The organism is Vitiosangium sp. GDMCC 1.1324 (assembly GCF_003044305.1).
Classification (GTDB): Bacteria; Myxococcota; Myxococcia; order Myxococcales; family Myxococcaceae; genus Archangium.
On record NZ_PZOX01000015.1, the window covers coordinates 305,415 to 326,029 of the forward strand.

A 20,615-nucleotide genomic window follows, 5' to 3' on the forward strand; every position below is an offset into this window, starting at 1 on the left:
GCTGAGCCCGTCTCAGCGCCAGACGGTGCCCGTGAGGTCATACACCTCCTGGATGTTGCGCAGCGTCTCGCGGAAGTCGAGCTTCAGATCCTTGAGGAGCCCGGTGCGCAGATCGAACACCATGGCGTGCACCGTGGGGAATCCGCGAGCCAGGAAGGACTGCTGCACTGCGGCCGTCTTGATGACGTTGATGTACTGCTCGGTGACGTTGAGCTCCACGAGCCGGTCGTAGCGCTGGGCCTCGTCCTTGATGGCGTCCAGCTCGGCCTTGTGCAGGCGGTAGACGTCGCGGATGTTGCGCAGCCAGGGGTTGAGGATGCCCAGGTCCTTGGGCTGCATGGCCGCTCGCACGCCGCCGCACCCGTAGTGGCCACACACGATGATGTGCTTCACGTCGAGGTGCCGGACGCCGTAGTTGATGGACGACATCACGTTCAGGTCGACGTTGTTGACCAGGTTGGCGACGTTGCGGTGCACGAACACGTCACCGGGCGCCAGGCCCATGATCTGATTGGCCGGTACGCGGCTGTCCGAACAACCGATGTAGAGGAAGTCCGGGCGCTGCTCGATCGCGAGCCGGGTGAAGAACTCGGGGTCGGTGCGGAGCTGCTCCTCGGCCCAGCGGCGGTTGTTCTGGAAGATCTGCTCGTACGGAGTCACGGTCGGGGGCCCGCGGATGACGCGGTGCGGCTCATCCCGCACCGGCCGGACACGCGGTGGCGTGCGGCGGCGGGCACCCTACTCACGGGCGGGCGGGGCTGGGAAGGGCCCCCGGGTTTTCGGAGGCGGTGCTTCAGAACAGCCGCACCCCCGCGAAGATGACGGTGCCGAGCCCGGGGCGGACCCAGTGGTGGTCCTCGCGGGTGAAGGCAGGTGACCCCCGGCTGACGGTGAAGGTGTAGGAGCCGGCACCGAAGCGCAGCCGGGCCTCGCCACCCACGAAGAAGCGGGGCGAGAGGAAGTAGTTCCCGCCCATTCCCAGCCCGAAGGCCGGGCCACGCCCACGCCCCTCGTAGCGCTCATCCGGGGCGGTGACGGTGGTGTGCGCCTCCATCATGCCCGCGAGCAGGAATCCGGAGAGGTCCACCGTGCGCTTGTTCCGGACCGGCAGGGCGAAGTGGTAGCCCACGCGGCCGAGGACGTAGAGGTCCCGGTTCGACACCTCCCGCTGGGAGAAGAGGTCCGTCGCCGAGCACGCGAGCAGGCACTGATTGATGCTCAGCTCCGCGCCGGCGGAGAGTGTCCCGGAGCCGATCGGGAGCACGCCGAGCTCCGCGCTGGCACCCGCCTCGACGGAGGGCGGGAGGAACGCGGCTCCACCCGCGATGCGGAGGTCGAGGCTGCCCGGACGCGGGAGCGACGAAGGTCTGGTGACCGCGGTGGCGGGCTCGGGTGGGGCTGGCGGCGAGGGGTTGCTGGCCTCGAGCGCACGAAAGGCCGCGATGAGTCCTCCAGGCAGGAGCAGGCTCCGGACGATGAAGAGGGCGGGGAGTGACATGGCCGGTGCGCTTCAGGGTCTGGACGGATGCCCGCGATGGTGTCTCGAATTCAATTGAACAGTCAGACCTCGAACAGTCAGTCTCTCTGGTTGGCGCTGCAACAGAGTTCCGTGGCGTCCGGGGTGACAGTCCCTAGGATTCGTGTCGCAGGTGAAGTCGTTCCCTACCGAAAAGAGGGGTTCAACAAGATGAAGAAGTGGACGCGGGTGTTGTGCGTGGTGTCGGTGGCTTCCTTCGTGATGACGGGCTGCAAGGGCTCGGTGTGTGAAGATCTCAAGGATGGCCTCGAGGTGGCCGCGGATAAGGGCGCGGCTTGCGATACGTCTGGTGAGGCGCCGGAAGAGGCCGATATCAACCAGTGCAAGCAGTCGATTGAGAAATGCACGGAGGATGACGAGGACACGCTTCGGGATCTCGCCGACTGTTTCCGTGACCTTCCGGAGTGCACCCCGAGCAACCCGGATCCGTACAGCGGGGCCCTTCTGGGCTGCTTCTTCACCGCGGCGGGCAAGCTGAGTGATGCCTGCGGGGGCGCGGTCTTCTCCAGCGGCATGCCGCGCCAGGCCGTCAACTACAGCATCGCCCGCTAGTTCTCGCAGCCGGTGTTCAGGAACCCAGCCTCCTTCCGGGGCTGGGTTTCGCTTTGATGGCCACGGTCGCAGCGCCCCGGCCTAGAAGATGGCCGCCTCACAGGTGTTGCTGAGGACGTGGCTGTCGCAGTGGGTGATGCCCTGGAGGAACGACGCTTTCTGCCCGGGATCGCAGGTGCCGAGGGCCCGGTAGCACTCGATCTGCGCGTCGATCTGATCCAGGTCCTCCCCCCCGCACTGCTGGAGGTTCTGCTCGCACCGGGTGGGATCGAAGGGGGGGAGGGGGGCGTGCTCCAGGCAGGGCTGGGACTTGCGGGCCACCTCGGCGTAGGCCTTCGCCAGATCCTCGCAGGCCGTGCTCCGGCACCCGCCGAGGACCGCGACCGCCGCCGCCAGGGGGGCGAGCATCCATCCGGACTTCCGCATTGGGGGTCCTCCGTGTATGAGGGAGGCCTCCATGCTACCCGCCGGGCAGGCGGCCGGGCGTGGCGAGGCGCTCTCCCTGTCCACAGGCGGGCAGCCGGAGAGGGGGAGGGGTGTCGGGGGAATGCAGTATGTGCGCCGGACCCTCCATCCGCCTTGACTCCCCTGGCCTTCTCCCGTAGATCGAGCGCCCTTTGCATCGTAGGACGGGTTTCCCGTCCGAAATGCACGCCGGCCTTTCACGGGTTGAATCAACCCGGAACAAACTCAGGGGTTCTACGATGTACGCAGTCATTCGCACGGGCGGGAAGCAGTACCGCGTGGCCGAGGGCGACGTGCTCCGGATCGAGAAGGTCTCGGGCGACGTCGGCGCCGAGGTGACCTTCAATGATGTCCTGATGCTCGGTGGGAGCGACAGCCCGAAGGTGGGGCGGCCGACCGTGTCGGGCGCCAAGGTCGTGGGCAAGATTCTCGCCCAGGACAAGCACCGCAAGGTGCTGCACTTCCGCAAGGAGAAGGAGGGCTGGACGCGCCGCCGTGGCCACCGTCAGCCCTACACCGAGGTCAAGGTGACCTCCATCTCCGGCTAGTCCGGGTCACAACTTCCCGGAGCGCCGAGCGGCGCGCCGGCAGCATCAGGAATCGGTGTCATGGCTCATAAAAAGGGACAGGGTTCTTCGCGCAACGGTCGCGATTCCAATCCGCAGTACCGCGGCGTGAAGGTGTTCGCGGGCGAGACCGTGAGCGCGGGGAGCATTCTCGTGCGGCAGCTCGGCACGGTCATCCACCCGGGCGCCAACGTGAAGCTCGGTCGTGACTACACCCTCTACTCCACGGTGGACGGGGTGGTGAAGTACGAGCGGCAGGGACGGGACCGCAAGAAGGTCTCCGTCTATCCGGCCCAGGCGAGCGCCTAGTCTGGGCGTCGTCTGAAAGGGGCCCGGCCGTAGCGGGTCCCTGTTTGCTTCGCGAGCGGGTCGCTCCCGGTCCACACGCCTTCGGGCGCTGGACGAGGAGGCGGCCCGTTCCGCATTTCTGGGGTCTGCATGAAATTCGTCGATGAAGTCCGCATCCACGTGAAGGCCGGAGACGGGGGCAACGGAGCCGTGGCCTTCCGCCGGGAGAAGTACGTCGATCGCGGCGGTCCGAGCGGTGGCGATGGGGGAGACGGGGGCTCGGTCATCTTCGAGGCCGACCCACAGCTCACCACGCTGCTGGACTACCGCTATCAGCAGCACCACCGGGCGAAGAACGGTGAGGGCGGCCTGGGCAGCGACTGCAATGGCCGCTCGTCGGAGGATCTGCTCCTCAAGGTGCCTGTGGGCACACTCATCCGCGACGCCGACACCGAGGAGGTGCTGGCGGACCTGAACACGGCCGGCGAGCGCATGGTGGTGTGCAAGGGCGGCCGGGGCGGCCTGGGCAACATGAACTTCGCCACCTCCACCCGGCAGACGCCGCGCTTCGCCCAGGACGGCACCAAGGGCGAGGAGCGCAACCTGCGGCTGGAGTTGAAGCTGCTGGCGGACGTGGGGCTGCTGGGCTTCCCCAACGCGGGCAAGAGCACGCTCATCTCCATCGTGAGCCGGGCGCGGCCGAAGATCGCGGACTATCCGTTCACCACGCTCGTGCCCAACCTGGGCCTGGTCCAGTACAAGGACGGCCTGTCCTTTGTGATGGCGGACATCCCCGGCCTCATCGAGGGCGCCAGCGAGGGCGTGGGACTGGGGCTCCAGTTCCTGCGGCACGTGGAGCGCTGCAAGGTGCTCATCCACCTGCTGGACATGGGCGCCGAGGGCGAGGGGCGTGATCCACTGCACGACTTCGATGTCCTCAACGAGGAGCTGCGCAAGTACAGCGAGGAGCTGTCGCGCAAGCCCCAGGTGGTGGCCGCCAACAAGCTGGATCTGCCGCACGCGCAGGAGCGGCTTGAGCAGGTGACGGAGGAGATGCGCAAGCGCGGCATCGCCGTGTTCCCTGTTTCGTGCGCCACGGGTCTGGGCATGCAGCCGCTGCTGGACGCGGTGGCCGAGGTGCTCTTCACCGGCAAGACGGACAAGCTGCACGTGGAGCCGCCGCCGAAGCCCCGGGCGGAGAAGAAGGCCGCCACCGCCGAGCGCCCTGCTCGCGAGGCTCCCGAGAAGCAGGCCGCGGTGAAGCAGCCGGTGGCGAAGAAGGCGGAGGAGAAGAAGGCCCCCGCGAAGAAGGCTCCCGCCAAGAAGGCCGCTGCGAAGAAGGCTCCCGCCAAGAAGGCCGCGGCTGTTGCGAAGAAGGCTCCCGCCAAGAAGGCCGCTGCGAAGAAGGCTCCCGCCAAGAAGGCCGCGGTGAAGAAGGGGGCGGCGAAGAAGGCTCCCGTGCGCACGGCGGCGAAGAAGGCTCCCGCGAAGAAGGCCCCGGCGCGCAAGGCCGTGACGAAGAAGGCTCCCGCGAAGAAGGCCCCGACGCGCGGAACGGCCGCGAAGAAGGCCGCTCCGAAGCGGGCCCGGAGGTTCTGACGCGATGGCTGGTGGCGGTCCCCGTTACGAGAAGCTCGAGAAGGCTCCGATCGACCCGGAGTCCCTCCTGCTCGATGTGCGCAAGGAGAAGATCGACAAGGTCATCTCCCACCGCACGCGCACCTTCACCATCGTGCTCGATCGGCTGGAGGACAGCTTCAACATGGCCGCCGTGCTCCGCACCTGCGAGGCCAATGGCCTCCAGGAGGTACACGTCATCGTCAACCCGGAAGCGCCCTTCATGCCCAACTCGCGGGTGGCCCAGGGATGCGACAAGTGGCTCGACGTGAAGCTCTACAAGGACTTCGCCTCGTGCCGCGCCCACCTCAAGTCGCGCGGTTTCTCCCTGTACGCTTCGGCCATCCGCGAGGACGCCACCAGCCTCTACTCGCTGCGCTTCGATTCGAAGATCGCTCTCATCTTCGGCAACGAGCGCGAGGGCGTCAGTCAGGAGGTGCTGGCGGGCTCGGACGGCACTTTCTGGATTCCCATGCGCGGCTTCAGTCAGAGTCTGAACATCTCCGCCGCTGCTTCCGCCTGCATCACCCGGGCGATCTCCTGGCGCGAGGAGCACCTCGGACGTGTGGGTGACCTCACCGAGGCCGAGGCCCAGGAGCTGCGCGACCGCTTCTATGTGCTCGCTGTGAAACAACGGCGGCGTATCTTCAAGAAGCCGGCCTCTCCCAAGCCTTGAATGCCGGGCCAGGGGGGCTCGTCTGTAGGTACAGTTGGAACCGCGGGCCGCTCGCCCGCCTGGAGAGAGCGCAAGCCATGTACCTCGAGAAGCTGCTCGTGACCCTGCTCGCCGCGCCGGTGATTGCTCCGGTGCCCACCACCGTTGCCCACCAGGTGGTCGCCCAGGCGCCCGCCCAGCAGGCCCCTGCTCCCGCCGCTGCGCCCAAGGCGGAAGCGCCGAAGACCGCTGAGGCTCCCAAGGCCCCCGAGAAGAAGATCGCCCCGGAGGTGAAGGACCTCGTGGACCGCATGCAGGCCTTCTACGCGAAGACCCAGGACTTCACCGCCGACTTCAAGCAGGACTACAAGTACAAGGCCCTGCGGCGCACGCAGAGCTCGACGGGCACGGTCATCTACAAGAAGCCGGGCCTGATGCGCTGGGAGTACGAGAAGCCCTCCAAGCGCACCTTCGTGCTCGCCGGCGAGAAGGTGTACGCGTACGACCCGGAGGCGCAGACGCTCAGCGTGGGCCGCATCGACACCAGCCAGCTGTCGGCCTCGGTGACGTTCCTCTTCGGACAGGGGAAGCTGGCCGACGAGTTCTCCATCACCAAGGGCGAGTGCAAGGACTGCAAGGGCACGCTGCTGGTGTTGGATCCGCTGAAGAACGAGCCGCGCTTCCGCCAGGTGCGCCTCGAGGTGGACCCCAAGACGGCGCAGGTGCTGAAGAGCACGGTGGTGGATCCGGACGGCAGCGAGAACGCCATCGCCTTCTTGAACCTGAAGACGAACGTGGGCATCGACGCGGACCGGTTCAAGATCAACCCGCCCGAGGGCACCCGCATCGACGACTTCACCAAGATGCGGAAGTAGCCCGTGCGGAGCGCGCGTCTCGGGGCCCTGTTGCTGCTGCTCGCCGGGTGTCACCGGGGGCCTGGCCCCTCCGCGCCCGAGGTTCCCGGCAGCCTCGTGGGCCAGACGCTGCCGCTGCTGCCCTCGCCCAACCTGCGGCTCGTGGTGGAGGGCCGCTTCAATGGTCGTCCGGTGCCGGTGGTGCTGGACGTTGCCCGGCCGCTCTCCGCGGTGTCCTCGGGCTGCTGGGATGAGAAGAAGCCCCCTCCGCCCGTGGTGGGCTCGGCGCGCGTGCCGGACGTCTACGCCGGGCCCGGAGGTCTGCGGGACTGGCCGCTGGTGCGCCTGACTGGACTGCGCGTGGGGAGTGTTCCGCTGGGGCCTCGGGGCATGGGGCTCACCGATGAACGTACCTGCGCGGTGACGCTGGGGGCGGATGTGCTGGCCCCCTATGCCTTCACGGTGGACCCGCTGCGCCGCGAAGTCACTTTCGAGAAGTCCCGTCCCCGCGCGGAGTACCTGGCCGAGGCCTCCGCTCCCGGGGCTGATGCGGCCGAGGAGGTGCACCGGCTCGAGCTCTCCAGGGATCCGGTGGGCGACTGGCCGCTGCTGGCGGCGCGGGTGACGCAGGGCGAGTCGGCCCTCACGGGACCCTTCGTACTGGGGACGCGCGAGCCCTTCTCGCGGATCGCCGTGGGTGCCGCGGAGGCGCAGGGCTTCCAGCCCTTGGAGGTGACCGCCAACCTGCCTCCGAGGGCCTACCTGGTGGACGCGGTGGAGGTGGCCTCGGACGTGGGGGTGAAGCCGCTGGTGCTGGAGGCCGGGGTGGGGTGGAGGAACCCGACCACGCTGGGCCGGCTGGGGCCGGATGTCTGGGGGCGTTTCCGCACCACGGTGGATGTGCAGGGAGACACGTTGGTGCTGCGCCGGCCTCGCGTGCAGGTCATCGAGGGCCGCCAGCGCTGCGCGCGTCCCGGCTCCCAGAATCCGGAGGAACTGCGCGAGGAGTCCTGCTTCGGGCTGCACGTGCGGCGGGGAGCGGATGGGCGCACGGCCGTCACGGGAGCGGTGTTCCGGGACTTGCCCGAGGGAGGGCGGGTGCACCTGGAGCCACTCGGGGAGGACGGCAAGCCGCTGACGTTGGATTGCCAGGTATCCTTCTCGTTCGCCCCCACGAGCCGGGGAGTGACGACCCAGCACCTGGTGCCGTGGCCGAGGCTGGCGCAGGCGATGCCCGAGTGCAGTGAGGCCCTGAAATCGGTGCGGGGGTACGCGCTGGCCCTGTTCGAGGAAGGGCAGCTTCAGGAGTGCCCCAACGCCTGCATCTCCGTGCACCAGGCGAGCACCCGGCGCACGGTCTGCGAGTGCCAGCCGACACCGCTGGGGGAGGTGGCCGTGCCCCGGCGGAGCAACACGCCGCAGCCGCCGACGAAGAAGGAGCGCGAGAAGGAGCCCGAGGACCCGAAGTAACGGAACGGCGGTATAAGGGGCTCGGAACATGTCCCGAGAGCCGTTGGCTGCACCCGTCTCCCCGCGAGAGCCCTGGAAGCTCGTCGTCCTCCTGGTCGCCTGGGGGAGCTTCGCCGCCTGGTGCGTGAGCGGCATCCCTCCATCGGTGGATCTGCCCGCCCACGCGGCCCAGATGCAGACACTCGCGGGGCTCGTCCGGGGAGAGCCGGCGGTGTCCGCCTACTACGAGGCGCACCTCCCGCTCGGCTACGGGCTGCCCATCTGGTTCTTCCTGCCAGTGACGTTGCTCACGAATGGCGCCTTCGCCGCGCGTCTGGCGGCCTGGACGGGGCTGATGCTCTTTCCCCTGTCCCACCTGGCGCTCGCCCGCGTCTTGCGGCGGCCCGCGTGGACGGTGGTGCTCGGGCTCCCGCTCGCCTTCAACATCTCCTACTGGTACGGCTTCCTCCCGAGCTTCTTCTCCCTGCCGCTCGCCCTGTTCTCGCTGGCGCTCTACCTGCACGCGCTGCGCACCTCCGGGCGCGCGGTGGGCGCGATGGTGGGCCTCGCGCTCCTGTCCACCGCGACGATGCTCTCGCACCTCGTCGCCTTCGGTGCCCTTTGTGTCGGCGTGGCGGCGCTCGCGCTCACCTCGGCTCCACGGCGGCGGGCGGTGGGACTCGCGGCGGCGGGCCTCGCGCTCCCGCTGAGCCTCTGCGCGGCGCGCATCGTGTCGCTCGCGTCGAGGGCCTTCACTCCCGGCAACGCCGCGCCCACGGACTACGGCTGGGGCTCCCACTTCAACTGGCTCCTGCGCAACTACCGCCCCGAGGGACTGCTCGCCGTCGTGGGCCCGCTGCTCGTCACGCTCGTCTTCGTGGTCGCGTACGTGCGCAACCGGCGCGAGGAGCCGCGCGCTCCCTGGGTGCTCTTCGTGGCGCTGGGGGTTCTGTTCCTGGCGACTCCCAAGGCGCTCTCTGGCGCCTGGCTCATCCACGTACGCCTGCCCGTCCTCGCGGGTGTCATCGCCCTCGTGTTGGTGGACCCGGCGCGCATCGCCCGGCCCCTGCGGGCCCTGCTGCTGCTCGTGGTGGTTGCCTCGCTGGCCGAGACGGCCCGCTTCCACTGGCGCTTCAAGCAGCAGGTAGAAGGTCTCGGGACGCTCGTGGCGAGCCCTCCGCCGCCCGGAGTGCACGGCTACGTCTCACTCATCGGGAACCGGGCCCCTGGCAGCCGGCTCGTCTACCTGGAGCACCTCGGCCAGTGGTGGACGGCCACCCAGGGCGGGGTGGGGCACCACTTCTTCGCCGATGGGGACCATCTGCCGGTGCGCTTCCGTCCGGGTCACGCGCTGCCTCAGACCCTGGACGGTGGCTCCGCCGAGCAACTCGCCCCCTTCAGCTCGCTGCTCGTGTACGGGGAGGGTCCGCTGCCCGGAACCTTCTCGGCCTTCGTGGAGACCGGGCGCGCGGGCTCGTGGCGCCGCCTGGAGCGGCGCTGAGTCACTGCCGCGACGGCGTCAGCGCGCCGACGGAATCACGGGCATCGGGATGGACTCGCGCGGCTTGAGCACGCGGTCCTTCGGGTTGGGGCGCTCGACCACCTTGGCCACCAGGTCGTAGTCGTGCGCCTCCGTCACCTCCACGGTGACGAACTCGCCCGGGTACGCCAGGCCGTCGTTGATGTAGACCAGACCGTCGATCTCCGGCGCCTGGCCCTCGTGGCGGCCCACCAGCAGGTGCTCGGACTCCTCGCTCGGGCCCTCCACCAGCACCTCAATCCGCTGCCCCACCAGCTTCTTGTTCTGCTCGCGGTTGATGCGCTTCTGGATGGCCATCACCTCGCGCCAGCGCCGCTCGATGGTCTGCTTCGGCACCTTGTTCTCGTAGTCGTACGCCGCCGTGCCTTCCTCGTCCGAGTACTGGAACACCCCGAGCCGCTCGAAGCGCTGCTCCTTCACGAACTCCTTGAGCTGCTCGAAGTCCTCCTCCGTCTCTCCCGGCAGGCCGACGATCATCGACGTGCGCATCACCAGCCCCGGCACCCGGGCGCGCAGCTTCGTCAGCAGCTCCTTGAGGAACTTCGAGTCCCGGCCCCGCTTCATCGACAGCAGCAGCTTGTCGCTCGCGTGCTGCAGCGGCATGTCCAGGTACCGGGCGATCTTCTTCTCCGTCGCCATCAGCTCGATGAGCTCGTCGGTGAACACACGCGGGTAGGCGTAGTGCAGGCGGATCCACCGCACGTCCACCTTCACCAGCTCGCGCAGCAGATCATGGAGCTTCGGCTTGCCCGGCAGATCATGCCCGTAGGCCGTCAGGTCCTGCGCCACCAGGTTCAGCTCCTGCACGCCCTGCTCGGCCAGGCGCTGGGCCTCGGCGACGATGTCCGCGATGGGGCGCGAGCGCTGGCCACCGCGCAGCGTGGGGATGATGCAGAAGGCACACGCGTTGTCACAGCCCTCGGAGATCTTCAGGTATGCCGTGTACGACGGCATCGAGTTCTCGCGCGGCGTCTTCGCGTCGTGGATGTAGTCCGGGTCCGGAATCACCTGGCGCGGGCTGGCCTCGGCGGCGAGCAGGTCGCCGATCTGCGCGTAGGCGCCCGTGCCCAGGAAGTGGTCCACCTCGGGCATCTCCTTGGAGAGCTCCGCGCCATAACGCTGCGACAGGCAGCCGGTGACGACGAGCGTGCTGCACGCCCCCGATTTCTTGAACTCGGCCATCTCCAGGATGGAGTCCACGGACTCCTGCTTGGCGGGCCCGATGAAGGCACAGGTATTGACGACGATGACCTGGGCCTCGGCGGGGTCCTGCACCAGTGCATAACCCCGCTGCTTCAGGGTGCCGAGCATCACCTCGGAGTCCACCCGGTTCTTCGGGCAGCCGAGGGTCATCATGTAGAGGTTCTTCGTGTCAGGGGGAGTCTGCACAGCTCTTACCGCTTTCCGAGTTCGGTGCGCTCGAAGTGGTCTCCACTCCAAGCAAAGTTGATGGTCGGGCCGTTCGAGTAACCGATGCTCAACGCGCCCTCTTCGTCTAGCACCACCGAGGTGGCTCGTCCCAGCGCACACGTGGCGGCCGGCCACTCGAGCACCCGCTGCGCCGTCTTCCCCTTCACCAGGTAGAGGCCGAGGCGCAATTCCTTGTCCGCATCGCACGTGCCCTGGTTGGTGTAGGGGGTCTCCCCCGACAACACCACCAGCAGGGTCTTCCCGTTGGGCAGCGAGAGCGTCTCCGGGACATTCACCCCTGCCGCCTCCGCCTCCACCGCCTTGGGCGCCACCAGGCCCTTGAGCAGGTCATGCGTCAGGGGCTCGTTCGCCTCCACCCAGTCCGGGTAGTGGAGCACGCCATAGCCCAACCAACCGTCCGGCTGCGCCTCGAGCCCCATCACGCCCGCCGTCGGCTTGAGCTTGAGGCCCTTGCGGAACTCATCCGGCAGCCGGAGCGCCTCGCCCACCATGCCGCCGCCCTTGCAGTTGGACACGTTGTCGTAGGTGACGCACAGGTCGAGGACGAGTGGCTCCTCGGCGGGGAAGCGCGGGAAGGCCCGGGCGGGGATGGCCACCTCGAGCGCCAGGGTGTTGTCCTTGTGCTGCACGCCCGCCTCCAACTGCTTCTGGGCGAACTCGGAGGTGCCGCTCTCCGGCGGCGAGGCGCGCTTGCCGTCGAAGGCGAAGCGGAACACGTTGCCCGTGGCGGTGGGCCCGGCGTCCGGGAAGAAGAGGGAGAGCGTCACCAGGTCTCCCGCCTGGAGCTGATCTCCCGTGGTCTCCACCCCCACGTAGAGGATGTCCTTGCGCCAGCCGACGCGGGCGGTGAACGAGGCGCTCGCGTCCATCGAGGCCGGCGGCTTGATGGTGAGCGTGGCGGGAAAGTCCTTGAGGTTCCCGTCGAGCTTCGGCGCGCGGGCGAGCGACGGGATGACCTTCACCGGACGGGGTTTCGCGGCGGGGGGGTTCTCCTGCTCCTGGGCGGAGGCGGCCCCCGAAATGAGCGCCGCGAGGGCGGCGGAGACGACGAGTGAGCGCACGGCTAGTCCCGGAAGTTGGTGAACTGCATGTCGAGGCTCAGCCGGTCCGCTTCCTTGCGGAAGAGGGCCATGGCGGCCTGGAGGTCATCCTTGTTCTTGCCCGTCACCCGGAGCTGGTCGCCCTGGATGGAGCCCTGGACCTTCATCTTCGAGTCCTTGAGCAGCTTCACGAGCTCCTTGGACTTCTCCACCGGGATGCCCTGCTGCAGCTTGATGAGCTGCTTCACGTTGGACAGGCCCGTCTTCTCGATGGGCTCGTACTCCAGCGCCAGCAGCGAGATGCCGCGCTTGGCCAGCTTGCTCAGAAGGACTTCCTTGGCGGCCTGGACCTTGTCCTCACTGTTGGCCTTCACCGTGATGGAGGTCTTGTCCGGAGCCAGGACGACATCCCCGTTGACTCCCTGGAAGTCGTAGCGGGTGGAGATCTCCTTCTTGGTCTGGTTGACCGCGTTGTCCAGCTCGGCAAGGTCGATTTTCGAGACGACATCGAAGGAAGGCATGGCAGTTCGCGCCCTTATCACACCTTGATGACCATCGGCACCACCACGGGCCGCTTGGATGTATACAGCTTGAATGCCCGGCGCACGGCTCTCGCCAGCTCCTCCCGGGCCCGGGCATCGTCCCCTCGGAGCTGGGGGGACATCTCCAGGAAGAAGGCCCGGGCGTCATCGGCCACCCGGGACAGCAGCACCTGTTCGTCCAGGTTCAGTCCCTGGCCGGTGAGATGTGGCCCCGACAGGAGGGACAGGCTCGCCCGGTCGATGACGAGGGCGGCCATGATCAGGCCCGTCTCGGCCAGCCGGGTACGCTCCTGGAGGATCTCCGGCGTCACCATCCCGTCGCCGAAGCGGTCGCGGTAGAGGCGGCCAGTGGGGACGCTGCCGCCGAAGCGGCCCCGGCCTTCCTCGAAGACGAGCAGGTCTCCGTCCTGGGCGAGCAGCAGTTGCTCGGGGGTGAGTCCGGACTCCTTCGCGGTGTCGAGGTGCCGGTGCAGGTGGTGCAGCTCGCCGTGGATGGGGACGAAGTTGCGCGGGCGCACCAGCTCCAACACGCGCCGCTGCTGGGGCTGGCTGGCGTGACCGGACACGTGCACGCCGGGCTCCACGTCCGGGTAGACGACGCGGGCCCCTCGCCACAGCAGCTGGTCGATGAGGCCCGACACCGCGCGCTCGTTGCCGGGGATGGCCCGGGAGCTGAGGACGACCAGGTCCCCGGGGCCCAGGCGCAGGGGGCCTTCACCGGCGGCGAGCTGGGCGAGGCCGGCGCGGGGCTCGGCCTGGGAGCCGGTGGCGAGCACCATCAGGCGCTCGGGGGGGAGGGCGGCGGCGTCCTCCAGCGGGACGAAGAGGGCATCGGTGACGCTGGGGAGGTAGCCCAGCTCGCGGGCCATCTCGATGTTGCGCGCCATGCTGCGCCCCATCGTCACCACCTTGCGCTCCAGCGTCCGGGCCAGGTCCAGCACGTGGTGGACGCGGTGCGTGTTGGACGCGAACATGCTCACCACGATGCGGCCGGGCACGTCCCGGAAGAGCCGGTCGAAGGTCTGCGCCACCTCGCTCTCGCTGCCCGTCTCGTGGGTGCGCTCGGAGTTGGTGGAGTCCGACAGCAGGCAGAGCACGCCCTCGTCGCCCAGCTCGCCCCAGCGCTCCAGGTCGGTGCGCAGGCCGTCGATGGGGTTCGGATCCAGCTTGAAGTCACCCGTGTGGACGAGGGGGCCCTCGGGCGTGCGGATGATGTAGCTCACGGCGTCCGGCACCGTGTGCGTGACGCGGCAGGCCTCCACGGTGAACTGGGTGCCCACGGGGAAGGGGTGGCGCGGCTCTATCTCCCGCAGGTTCGCCTCCACGCCCAGCTCCTCGAGCCGGTTGCGCACCATGCCGAGCGTGAAGCGCGTCCCGTAGACGGGGACGGGGAGCTCGTTGAGCAGGAAGGGCAGGGCGCCGACGTGGTCCTCGTGGCCGTGTGTGAGGACGATTCCCTTGAGCAGCGAGGCGTTCTGCCGGAGGTAGGTGAAGTCCGGGACGATGATGTCCACGCCCAGGGTGCCAATGGGCGGGAACATCAGCCCGCAGTCGATGAGGAGCATCTCCCCCCGGCAGGCGATGACCATGGCGTTGAGGCCAATCTCACCGAGACCTCCGAGTGGAATGACGTGGAGCATGTTCCTACATATATGGGCACGGGGGGGCGGACGACCTCAGGAATCGCACGGAGCCCCGCTCCCTGGAAGGCGGGGATACCGGGGGGGCTACTGGGGCGGACGGCTGGGTCGGCTGAGCACGTACACCGCGCCGATGAGCATCACCGAGCCGGCCATGGCGAGCACGTGCCACTTCACTCGCATGACGAAGGCCATGATCAGGAAGCTCACCGTCATCGCCGAGAGGGACGTCAGCTTCACCTTCACCGGCACGGTGCCGTACTGCTCCCACTCCTGGAGCCGGGGCCCGAAGCGCGGGTGCGTGTACAGCCAGTGATGGAAGCGGCGCGAGCTGCGCGAGAACGCCCACAGCGCCACGAGCAGGAAGGGCGTCGTCGGCAGCAGCGGCAGGAACGCGCCGAGTACGCCCAGCCCCACACAGATGAACCCGAGCGTCAGGAAGAGGAGCCGGAAGCGCGGGCTCCAGTTCTCATCGACGCTCGGGGGATTCTGCTCCAGCGGCGGTTCGGTCGGCACCCCGCATGTATACCCCTCCTGTCACTTCGGGGGCAGATGCTCCTGCCGGAAGACCTCGGCCGGCACGTTGCGCCGGAGCGGCTCCAGGATGACCACCACCCACGCCGTCAGGGGAGCGGGGAGGACCACCAGTGCGAGGAGGAAGAGGAAGCGGATGAGACGAAAGGCGAAACGCAGGCTGGTGCGCGCGAACGTGCACACAGCCTTGGGAAGCAAGGTCATGGCGTACTCCTGCTGCTGAACGTGAATGACTCTCCAGGTACGGGTCCCCGGAAAGGCTCAGTGCAGGAGTGCTCGGTGCAGGAGGAAGAGGCGGCGCGGTGGTGGTGCGGTGCTCGCCTCGCGGATGCGGCTCGTGAATGCCGGGCGCGGGTGGACGCGCGGCCGGGCCGGGGTCTCGCATCCGATGGACACGGGCGCCTCGACCGCCGGGCGCTGTCTCGCGGGCTCGTACCGCTCGACCCAGGTCGGGACCGCGGCCTCGGTGGCTGCGAGCGCATGCGCTGGCACGCTGGCCCCGGCGACCGTGAGGAACGCCAGCACCAGCCTCAGCCAGCGAGCGATGCGATGCAGGGGGCCGGGCATTCCGGCTCAGGCTAATCACGGGCGCGCGTGTGTCAAACCACGCCCGGCTCCGGGCCGCATCGCGTGACGACGCACTGCTCGTGACCCTACACTTCCGGCCCGTCTCCAGCCCGCGGAGCCCCGCGCATGCCCCTGCCGCTCGAAGACTACGCCCTCATCGGTGATACCCAGAGTGCCGCCCTGGTGGGCAAGGACGGATCCATCGATTGGCTGTGCTGGCCGCGTTTCGATTCGGATGCGTGCTTCGCCGCGCTGCTCGGGGATGCATCGCACGGCCGGTGGCTGCTCGCGCCGGTGGGGAACATCCGCAAGGTGACGCGCCGCTACCGCCCCGGCTCGCTCGTGCTGGAGACGGACTTCGAGACGGACTACGGCTCCGTACGCGTGGTGGACTGCATGCCCCCGCGCGGCTCCGAGCCCGACGTCGTCCGCATGGTGCAAGGCCTCTCGGGCACCGTCCCCATGCGCATGGAGTTGTCCGTCCGCTTTGGCTATGGCGACCGGACGCCCTGGCTGCGCTTCGGCGACAACCACGTCGCCGCCAAGGCCGGCCCGGACGGAGTGGCGCTGCACACCCCGGTCCCCCTGCGCCGAGGCTCGGCCGTTCTCACCGCGGACTTCCCCGTCAACCCGAAGGAGCGCGTGCCCTTCGTGCTCTCCTGGTTCCCCTCGAACCAGCCCGTGCCGCGAGCCATCGACGGGCTCACCGCCGCGGACGACACCGAGGCCTGGTGGAAGGAGTGGTCCTCGCGCCTCCCCGCCGCCACGCCCTGGTCCGAGCACGTCCAGCGCTCGCTCATCACCCTCAAGGCCCTCACGTACTCGCCCACGGGTGGCATTGTGGCGGCGCCCACCACGTCGCTGCCCGGAGGCGCCGGGGGAGATGCCCGCTACTGCTGGCTGCGCGATGCGACGCTGGCACTCCAGGCCCTCCTGGACGCGGGCTATCTGGACGAGGCCCGCGCCTGGCGCGACTGGCTGGTGCTGGCGGTGGCCGGAGAGCCGGAGGAGTTGCAGACGGTGTATGGCGTGGCGGGCGAGCGCCGCCTCCCCGAACAGGACTTGCCCTGGCTGCCCGGCTACGAAGGCCACGCCCCGGTGCGCATTGGCCGGCGGGCCGAGCGCAAGCTGCACTTCGAGACGCATGGCGAGGTGATGGACTGCTTCCACGAGGCCGAGCGCCTGGGCCTGCCGCCGAGCGGAGACCTGTGGTCGCTGCAGAAGGCCCTGTTGGAGCACCTGGAAGGCGCCTGGAAGCGCCCGCCCGAGGGCCGTCCCACCACGCTCTCCGGGGTGATGGCCTGGGTGGCGGTGGACCGGACGCTGGCGAGTGCCGCGCGCTTCGGCCTGGACGCACCGGTGGAGCGCTGGAAGGCGCTGCGTGCGGACATCCACGCCGAGGTGTGCCGCGAGGGCTTCGACGGAAATCGCAACACCTTCGTCCAGGAGTACGGAGGCAGGGGGCTGGACGCGCAGTTGTTGCGCATCCCCCTGGTGGGCTTCCTGCCCCCGGAGGACGCACGGGTGCGAGGCACCGTGGAGGTCATCGAGCGAGAGCTGGGCGAAGGAGACTTCGTGCGGCGGGACAGTGCGCGCGACAGCGGCATCTCCCTGCCGTGCAGCTTCTGGCTGGCGGACTGCCTGCAGCTCATCGGCAGGCGCGAGGAGGCCCAGACGCTCTTCGAGCGGCTGTTGCTGGTGCGCAACGACGTGGGCCTGCTGCCCGAGGAGTACAGCCCCCAGCGCCGGCGGGGGATGGGCGCCTTCCCCCACACCTCGAGCCACGTGGCGCTCGTCCACACGGCCATGAGCTTCGCCCGCCGTCAGATGGCGGCCTCGCGGCGATGAACAGCCGCCCGTGACACTGGCGCTCTCCGCCGGGACGAAGTACGCAAGGGCATGGCCCGCTCCACACAGGCGGGAGGAAGCGAACCGGCCGCGGCTCCGAGAGGGCCCCGGGAGAAAGGACCCATTGTGAACACGCTGAAGGGGAAGACCCTGTTCATCACCGGCGCGAGCCGCGGCATCGGCCTGGCCATCGCGAAGCGCGCGGCGCGAGACGGCGCCAACGTCGTCATCGCCGCGAAGACGGCCGAGCCCCATCCGAAGCTGCCCGGCACCATCTACTCGGCGGCCGAGGAGATCGAGAAGGCGGGCGGCAAGGCGCTGCCCCTGATGGTGGACATCCGCTTCGAGGACCAGCTCCAGTCCGCGGTAAAGCAGGCGGTGGAGCGCTTTGGCGGCATCGACATCCTCGTGAACAACGCCAGCGCCATCAGCCTGACGGGCACGCTGGAGACGCCGATGAAGAAGTTCGACCTGATGTTCGGGGTCAACGTGCGCGGCACCTACGCCACCACGCAGGCGTGTCTGCCGGAGCTGCTGAAGGCGAAGAACCCGCACGTCCTCACGCTCTCGCCGCCGCTCAACATGAAGGCGAAGTGGTTCCAGAACCACGTGGCCTACACCATGGCCAAGTACGGCATGAGCATGTGCGTGCTCGGGATGGCCGAGGAGTTCCGGGACCGGGGCGTGGCCTTCAACGCGCTCTGGCCGCGCACCGTCATCGCCACCGCGGCCGTCAACATGCTCGGCGGCGAGGAGATGATGCAGGCTAGCCGCACCCCGGAGATCATGGCGGACGCGGCCCACGCCATCCTCACCCGCGACAGCCGCGCGTGTACCGGCAACTTCTTCATCGACGAGGACCTGCTGCGCGAGGCCGGAGTGACGGACTTCGCGAAGTACCTGGTGAAGCCTGGCACGGAGCCGCTGCCGGACTTCTTCCTCGACTGAGGTACGCGTGGGCAGCGGGGCTTCGTGTCCCCGCCTCCCCGCCGACGGTGAGGCGGGGTGAGGGGGGCCCGCCCCTGGATTCGACATGGTGGCTTTCCGGAAGGAGAATCGAGCAGGTTCGCGGAGGGCTTCCACATGTCTGGTACATCGACCGCTTACGAGAGACCGAAGCGATGGGCAGTCCTCGGCGCCTACACGTTGGTGGTAGGCGTCAGCCAGATGCTCTGGCTCAACTTCGGGCCGCTGCTCTCACTCGTGCAGACTCGCTATGGGGTGGGGGAGTTCCTGGCGGGCTCGCTCATCTTCGTCTTCCCGCTCCTCTACGTCTTTTTCTCGATACCCGCGGGGACGCTGACCGACACGCGCGGCTACCGCTTCACCGTGGGGCTGGGCGCCCTGGGAATGGCGCTGTTCGCGAGCCTGCGGATCTTCGACCACAGTTTCTGGTTCCTGTTCGCGGGGCAGGTCGGCATCGCCATCGCGCAGCCGTACGTGGTGAACGGCATCTCCAAGCTGGTGGCGGACTGGTTCAGCGAGGAGCAGGGCGCCATCGCGACGGGTCTGGGCACCGTGGGGATGTTTCTCGGCATGGCGGTCGGTATGGCCGCGACCCCCGCGCTCGAGGCCGCCGTCGGGCTGCGCGCGACGATGGCGGTGTTCGCCGCGGTGACCGGCGTGTCGGCGGTGCTCTTCCTCCTGGTCGTGTTCCCCAACGACGCGGTGCGAGCCACCGGCGCGGACGAACCGGTCCAGGAGTCAGGTAGGGGCCTGCTCCGCAGTTCCCCATTGCGCGTGCTCCTCCTGCTATCCTTCCTCGGGCTCGGTGTCTTCAATGGACTGACCACGTGGCTCGAGCAGATCCTCGCGCCGCGCGGCATCGGCGCCGAACAGGCGGGACTTGTGGGCGGCGCGCTCATCATCGGGGGCATCGTGGGGGCGGTGGTCGTCCCCGCGCTGTCGGACTGGGTGAAGCGGCGCAAGCCGTTCCTGATTCTGTGCACGGCGGCGGCGCTGTTGACCCTCTATCCGCTCTGCACCCAGGAGAGCTTCGACACTCTGCTCCTACTCGGCGGACTGCACGGCTTCGCCTTCATGCCGGCGTATGCGCTCCTGCTCGAGATGTCGGCGCAGATCGCGGGGGCCCGCTCCGCCGGAGCCGCGACGAGCCTGCTCATGCTGGCCGGCAACGCGGGCGGAGTCGTGGTCGTTGTGGTCATGCCGCTGGTGAAGGCGCAGGAGCACGATTTTCAGCGCGCGGTCGTGCTCATGATGGGGCTCCTCCTGGCGACGCTCCTGCTTGCCTTCCGGGCTCCCGAGACGGCCATGCAGGCACTTGCCTCGCCTGCCGCTGGCGAGCGTGCCGCCTGAGCGTCAGGGGTTGCCCGTGGCGTAGGCGAACAGCTCGATGGGGGTGGCGTAGTAGAGCCACCCGAAGAAGCCACCCATGGCCGAGTTCGAGGGCGGCTCGAAGTAGGCCTTATCGCGCACGCCGGCCCCTGCGGGCCTGACTGGTTCAACGCTCCGCCTGACGTGCCAGCCAATATTGGCGCCCCTTGCTTCGCAGCGCCTCCTCCAAGAACTCCGAAAAGGAACTGGCGATCTGCTCGCAATACTTCGGGTCCGGCCAGGCTTCGTGCCAACCATCCGTGAGGGGATAGCGGTCGTTGTCTTGTCGGCTCACATCGAGAATCACATAGTCGCCATCCTGCAAATAACAAAGGACGTACATCGAAGCCGGGCCCCACTTGTCTTCATCCTCACCACGGATCGCCACACGCGCTCGGACGATCTCCGACAGCGGGAGGATACGGTAGGGGCAATCCGGTCGCTGTTTGATCAGCTCTGCTCCGTTGCAATGCAGGTAGAAGGCCCGCAGGTCCGGGTCCAGTCTCCAGCCGACCCGTTGCTCGAACGCCTTGAGCTCCTCGGGTGAAGCGGGGGGATACGGAAAGTGGTCGCGGGAGACCTCTTCGAGCAGGCGACTCATGGACGTGGCCATTATCAGTTGTCCGTGCATGGGGTGCGCAGCACCATCAGCACCGCCCTCCATCCTGGATTCATGGGGATTCTCCCTGCACGCCAATACGCACCTGCATGCGAACGACAGGCAAGGACTGGAGCGGCCAGGCCGCTACGGGGCAAGCGGTGCGCTGGCACAGGAGCGGTTGTCACGAGCGGAGGATGGCCGCATCGCCTGGCGCATGAAGCGCCCGCTGCCGGAAGGCACGAGGCACCTGCTCTTCACCGGGCTGGAGCTGCTCCGCCGGCTGGCCAGCCTGGTGCCTCCACCGAGGACGAACCTCACCCGCATCCATGGCATGTTTGCTCCGGAGGCGAGAGTCCGGCCATTTCTGCTCTCCGCGGCGGCGGCGCCGGGAGAGGAGGAGGCAGCAGCTTCAGGTGCGGCAGCTCGGGCCATGTGGCGGAAGAGTCAGCGCGCCCGGAGGCAGGATTGGGAGGGGTTGCTGCGCAAGACGTGCGCAGTGGACGTGTTCTCCTGCCCGAGGTGCGGAGGAAGGCGGCGGGTGCTGGCGTAGCTCAT

23 protein-coding genes are annotated in these 20,615 nt (G+C 68.5%); 12 read left to right on the plus strand and 11 right to left on the minus strand.

All coding sequences use genetic code 11. The features are described 5' to 3' along the window. Positions 1 to 12: 12 nt before the first annotated feature. The gene (locus DAT35_RS36610) at positions 13 to 660 is read right to left on the minus strand and encodes a carbonic anhydrase (RefSeq protein WP_108073892.1); all 648 of its coding nucleotides are present in this window, start codon (positions 658 to 660) and stop codon (positions 13 to 15) included. 133 nt (positions 661 to 793) lie between these two features. After that, a complete protein-coding gene (locus DAT35_RS36615; RefSeq protein ID WP_108073893.1) occupies positions 794 to 1,498 on the minus strand; it encodes a hypothetical protein in 705 nt (234 codons plus the stop codon). 189 nt (positions 1,499 to 1,687) lie between these two features. Here DAT35_RS36615 and DAT35_RS36620 point away from each other — a divergent pair, with 189 nt between their 5' ends. Beyond that, positions 1,688 to 2,089, plus strand: coding sequence for a hypothetical protein (locus DAT35_RS36620; RefSeq protein WP_108073894.1), 402 nt, complete (start codon positions 1,688 to 1,690; stop codon positions 2,087 to 2,089). Between the two features lie 81 nt (positions 2,090 to 2,170). On the opposite strand, the gene DAT35_RS36625 is transcribed toward DAT35_RS36620, so the two are convergent. Then, positions 2,171 to 2,515 (minus strand): hypothetical protein, encoded by a 345-nt coding sequence (locus DAT35_RS36625; RefSeq protein ID WP_108073895.1) that lies wholly within the window; start codon positions 2,513 to 2,515, stop codon positions 2,171 to 2,173. A gap of 278 nt (positions 2,516 to 2,793) precedes the next feature. Here DAT35_RS36625 and rplU point away from each other — a divergent pair, with 278 nt between their 5' ends. The 7 genes from rplU to DAT35_RS36660 all read left to right on the plus strand — a co-directional run bounded on the left by rplU (position 2,794) and on the right by DAT35_RS36660 (position 9,484). Then, complete coding sequence (gene rplU, locus DAT35_RS36630; RefSeq protein ID WP_108073896.1) at positions 2,794 to 3,102, plus strand: 50S ribosomal protein L21; 309 nt, start codon at positions 2,794 to 2,796, stop codon at positions 3,100 to 3,102. A gap of 60 nt (positions 3,103 to 3,162) precedes the next feature. Further along, a complete protein-coding gene (rpmA, locus tag DAT35_RS36635) occupies positions 3,163 to 3,429 on the plus strand; it encodes a 50S ribosomal protein L27 (protein ID WP_108073897.1) in 267 nt (88 codons plus the stop codon). 129 nt (positions 3,430 to 3,558) lie between these two features. Continuing rightward, positions 3,559 to 5,007 carry a GTPase ObgE gene (gene obgE, locus DAT35_RS36640; protein WP_108073898.1) on the plus strand — a complete coding sequence of 483 codons (1,449 nt, stop codon included), beginning with the start codon at positions 3,559 to 3,561 and terminating at the stop codon, positions 5,005 to 5,007. A gap of 4 nt (positions 5,008 to 5,011) precedes the next feature. Continuing rightward, positions 5,012 to 5,701 (plus strand): RNA methyltransferase, encoded by a 690-nt coding sequence (locus tag DAT35_RS36645; protein WP_108073899.1) that lies wholly within the window; start codon positions 5,012 to 5,014, stop codon positions 5,699 to 5,701. A 77-nt stretch (positions 5,702 to 5,778) separates the two neighbouring features. Continuing rightward, positions 5,779 to 6,555: an outer membrane lipoprotein carrier protein LolA gene (locus DAT35_RS36650; RefSeq protein WP_108073900.1), complete on the plus strand. Its 777-nt coding sequence runs from the start codon at positions 5,779 to 5,781 to the stop codon at positions 6,553 to 6,555. A 3-nt stretch (positions 6,556 to 6,558) separates the two neighbouring features. Continuing rightward, positions 6,559 to 8,004 (plus strand): hypothetical protein, encoded by a 1,446-nt coding sequence (locus tag DAT35_RS36655; protein ID WP_108073901.1) that lies wholly within the window; start codon positions 6,559 to 6,561, stop codon positions 8,002 to 8,004. Between the two features lie 28 nt (positions 8,005 to 8,032). After that, positions 8,033 to 9,484, plus strand: a complete 1,452-nt coding sequence (locus DAT35_RS36660) for a hypothetical protein (protein WP_146210047.1) — start codon at positions 8,033 to 8,035, stop codon at positions 9,482 to 9,484. Between the two features lie 18 nt (positions 9,485 to 9,502). On the opposite strand, the gene rimO is transcribed toward DAT35_RS36660, so the two are convergent. The 7 genes from rimO to DAT35_RS36695 all read right to left on the minus strand — a co-directional run bounded on the left by rimO (position 9,503) and on the right by DAT35_RS36695 (position 15,277). Beyond that, positions 9,503 to 10,876: a 30S ribosomal protein S12 methylthiotransferase RimO gene (rimO, locus tag DAT35_RS36665; protein ID WP_233261939.1), complete on the minus strand. Its 1,374-nt coding sequence runs from the start codon at positions 10,874 to 10,876 to the stop codon at positions 9,503 to 9,505. A gap of 41 nt (positions 10,877 to 10,917) precedes the next feature. Then, positions 10,918 to 12,015, minus strand: a complete 1,098-nt coding sequence (locus DAT35_RS36670) for a hypothetical protein (RefSeq protein WP_108073903.1) — start codon at positions 12,013 to 12,015, stop codon at positions 10,918 to 10,920. 2 nt (positions 12,016 to 12,017) lie between these two features. Next, positions 12,018 to 12,515 carry a YajQ family cyclic di-GMP-binding protein gene (locus DAT35_RS36675; RefSeq protein ID WP_108073904.1) on the minus strand — a complete coding sequence of 166 codons (498 nt, stop codon included), beginning with the start codon at positions 12,513 to 12,515 and terminating at the stop codon, positions 12,018 to 12,020. Between the two features lie 17 nt (positions 12,516 to 12,532). After that, positions 12,533 to 14,176 carry a ribonuclease J gene (locus DAT35_RS36680; protein WP_108073905.1) on the minus strand — a complete coding sequence of 548 codons (1,644 nt, stop codon included), beginning with the start codon at positions 14,174 to 14,176 and terminating at the stop codon, positions 12,533 to 12,535. 87 nt (positions 14,177 to 14,263) lie between these two features. Further along, positions 14,264 to 14,692, minus strand: coding sequence for a YbaN family protein (locus DAT35_RS36685; RefSeq protein ID WP_233261935.1), 429 nt, complete (start codon positions 14,690 to 14,692; stop codon positions 14,264 to 14,266). Positions 14,693 to 14,713: 21 nt separating this feature from the next. Then, the gene (locus tag DAT35_RS36690; RefSeq protein WP_108073906.1) at positions 14,714 to 14,914 is read right to left on the minus strand and encodes a hypothetical protein; all 201 of its coding nucleotides are present in this window, start codon (positions 14,912 to 14,914) and stop codon (positions 14,714 to 14,716) included. A gap of 57 nt (positions 14,915 to 14,971) precedes the next feature. Next, positions 14,972 to 15,277, minus strand: a complete 306-nt coding sequence (locus tag DAT35_RS36695) for a hypothetical protein (protein ID WP_108073907.1) — start codon at positions 15,275 to 15,277, stop codon at positions 14,972 to 14,974. A 126-nt stretch (positions 15,278 to 15,403) separates the two neighbouring features. Between DAT35_RS36695 and DAT35_RS36700 the strand changes: the two genes are divergently transcribed. From DAT35_RS36700 to DAT35_RS36710, 3 genes are all read left to right on the plus strand, one after another. Beyond that, the gene (locus DAT35_RS36700) at positions 15,404 to 17,125 is read left to right on the plus strand and encodes a glycoside hydrolase family 15 protein (protein ID WP_108073908.1); all 1,722 of its coding nucleotides are present in this window, start codon (positions 15,404 to 15,406) and stop codon (positions 17,123 to 17,125) included. Positions 17,126 to 17,251: 126 nt separating this feature from the next. After that, positions 17,252 to 18,073: an NAD(P)-dependent oxidoreductase gene (locus tag DAT35_RS36705; RefSeq protein ID WP_108073953.1), complete on the plus strand. Its 822-nt coding sequence runs from the start codon at positions 17,252 to 17,254 to the stop codon at positions 18,071 to 18,073. 135 nt (positions 18,074 to 18,208) lie between these two features. Next, positions 18,209 to 19,441, plus strand: a complete 1,233-nt coding sequence (locus DAT35_RS36710; RefSeq protein ID WP_108073909.1) for an MFS transporter — start codon at positions 18,209 to 18,211, stop codon at positions 19,439 to 19,441. Positions 19,442 to 19,586: 145 nt separating this feature from the next. Here the strand turns inward: DAT35_RS36710 and DAT35_RS36715 are convergent, their stop codons facing one another. Then, positions 19,587 to 20,072, minus strand: a complete 486-nt coding sequence (locus tag DAT35_RS36715) for an SMI1/KNR4 family protein (protein ID WP_108073954.1) — start codon at positions 20,070 to 20,072, stop codon at positions 19,587 to 19,589. Positions 20,073 to 20,088: 16 nt separating this feature from the next. Here DAT35_RS36715 and DAT35_RS61225 point away from each other — a divergent pair, with 16 nt between their 5' ends. After that, positions 20,089 to 20,610, plus strand: a complete 522-nt coding sequence (locus DAT35_RS61225) for a transposase (protein ID WP_233261940.1) — start codon at positions 20,089 to 20,091, stop codon at positions 20,608 to 20,610. Positions 20,611 to 20,615 lie beyond the last annotated feature (5 nt).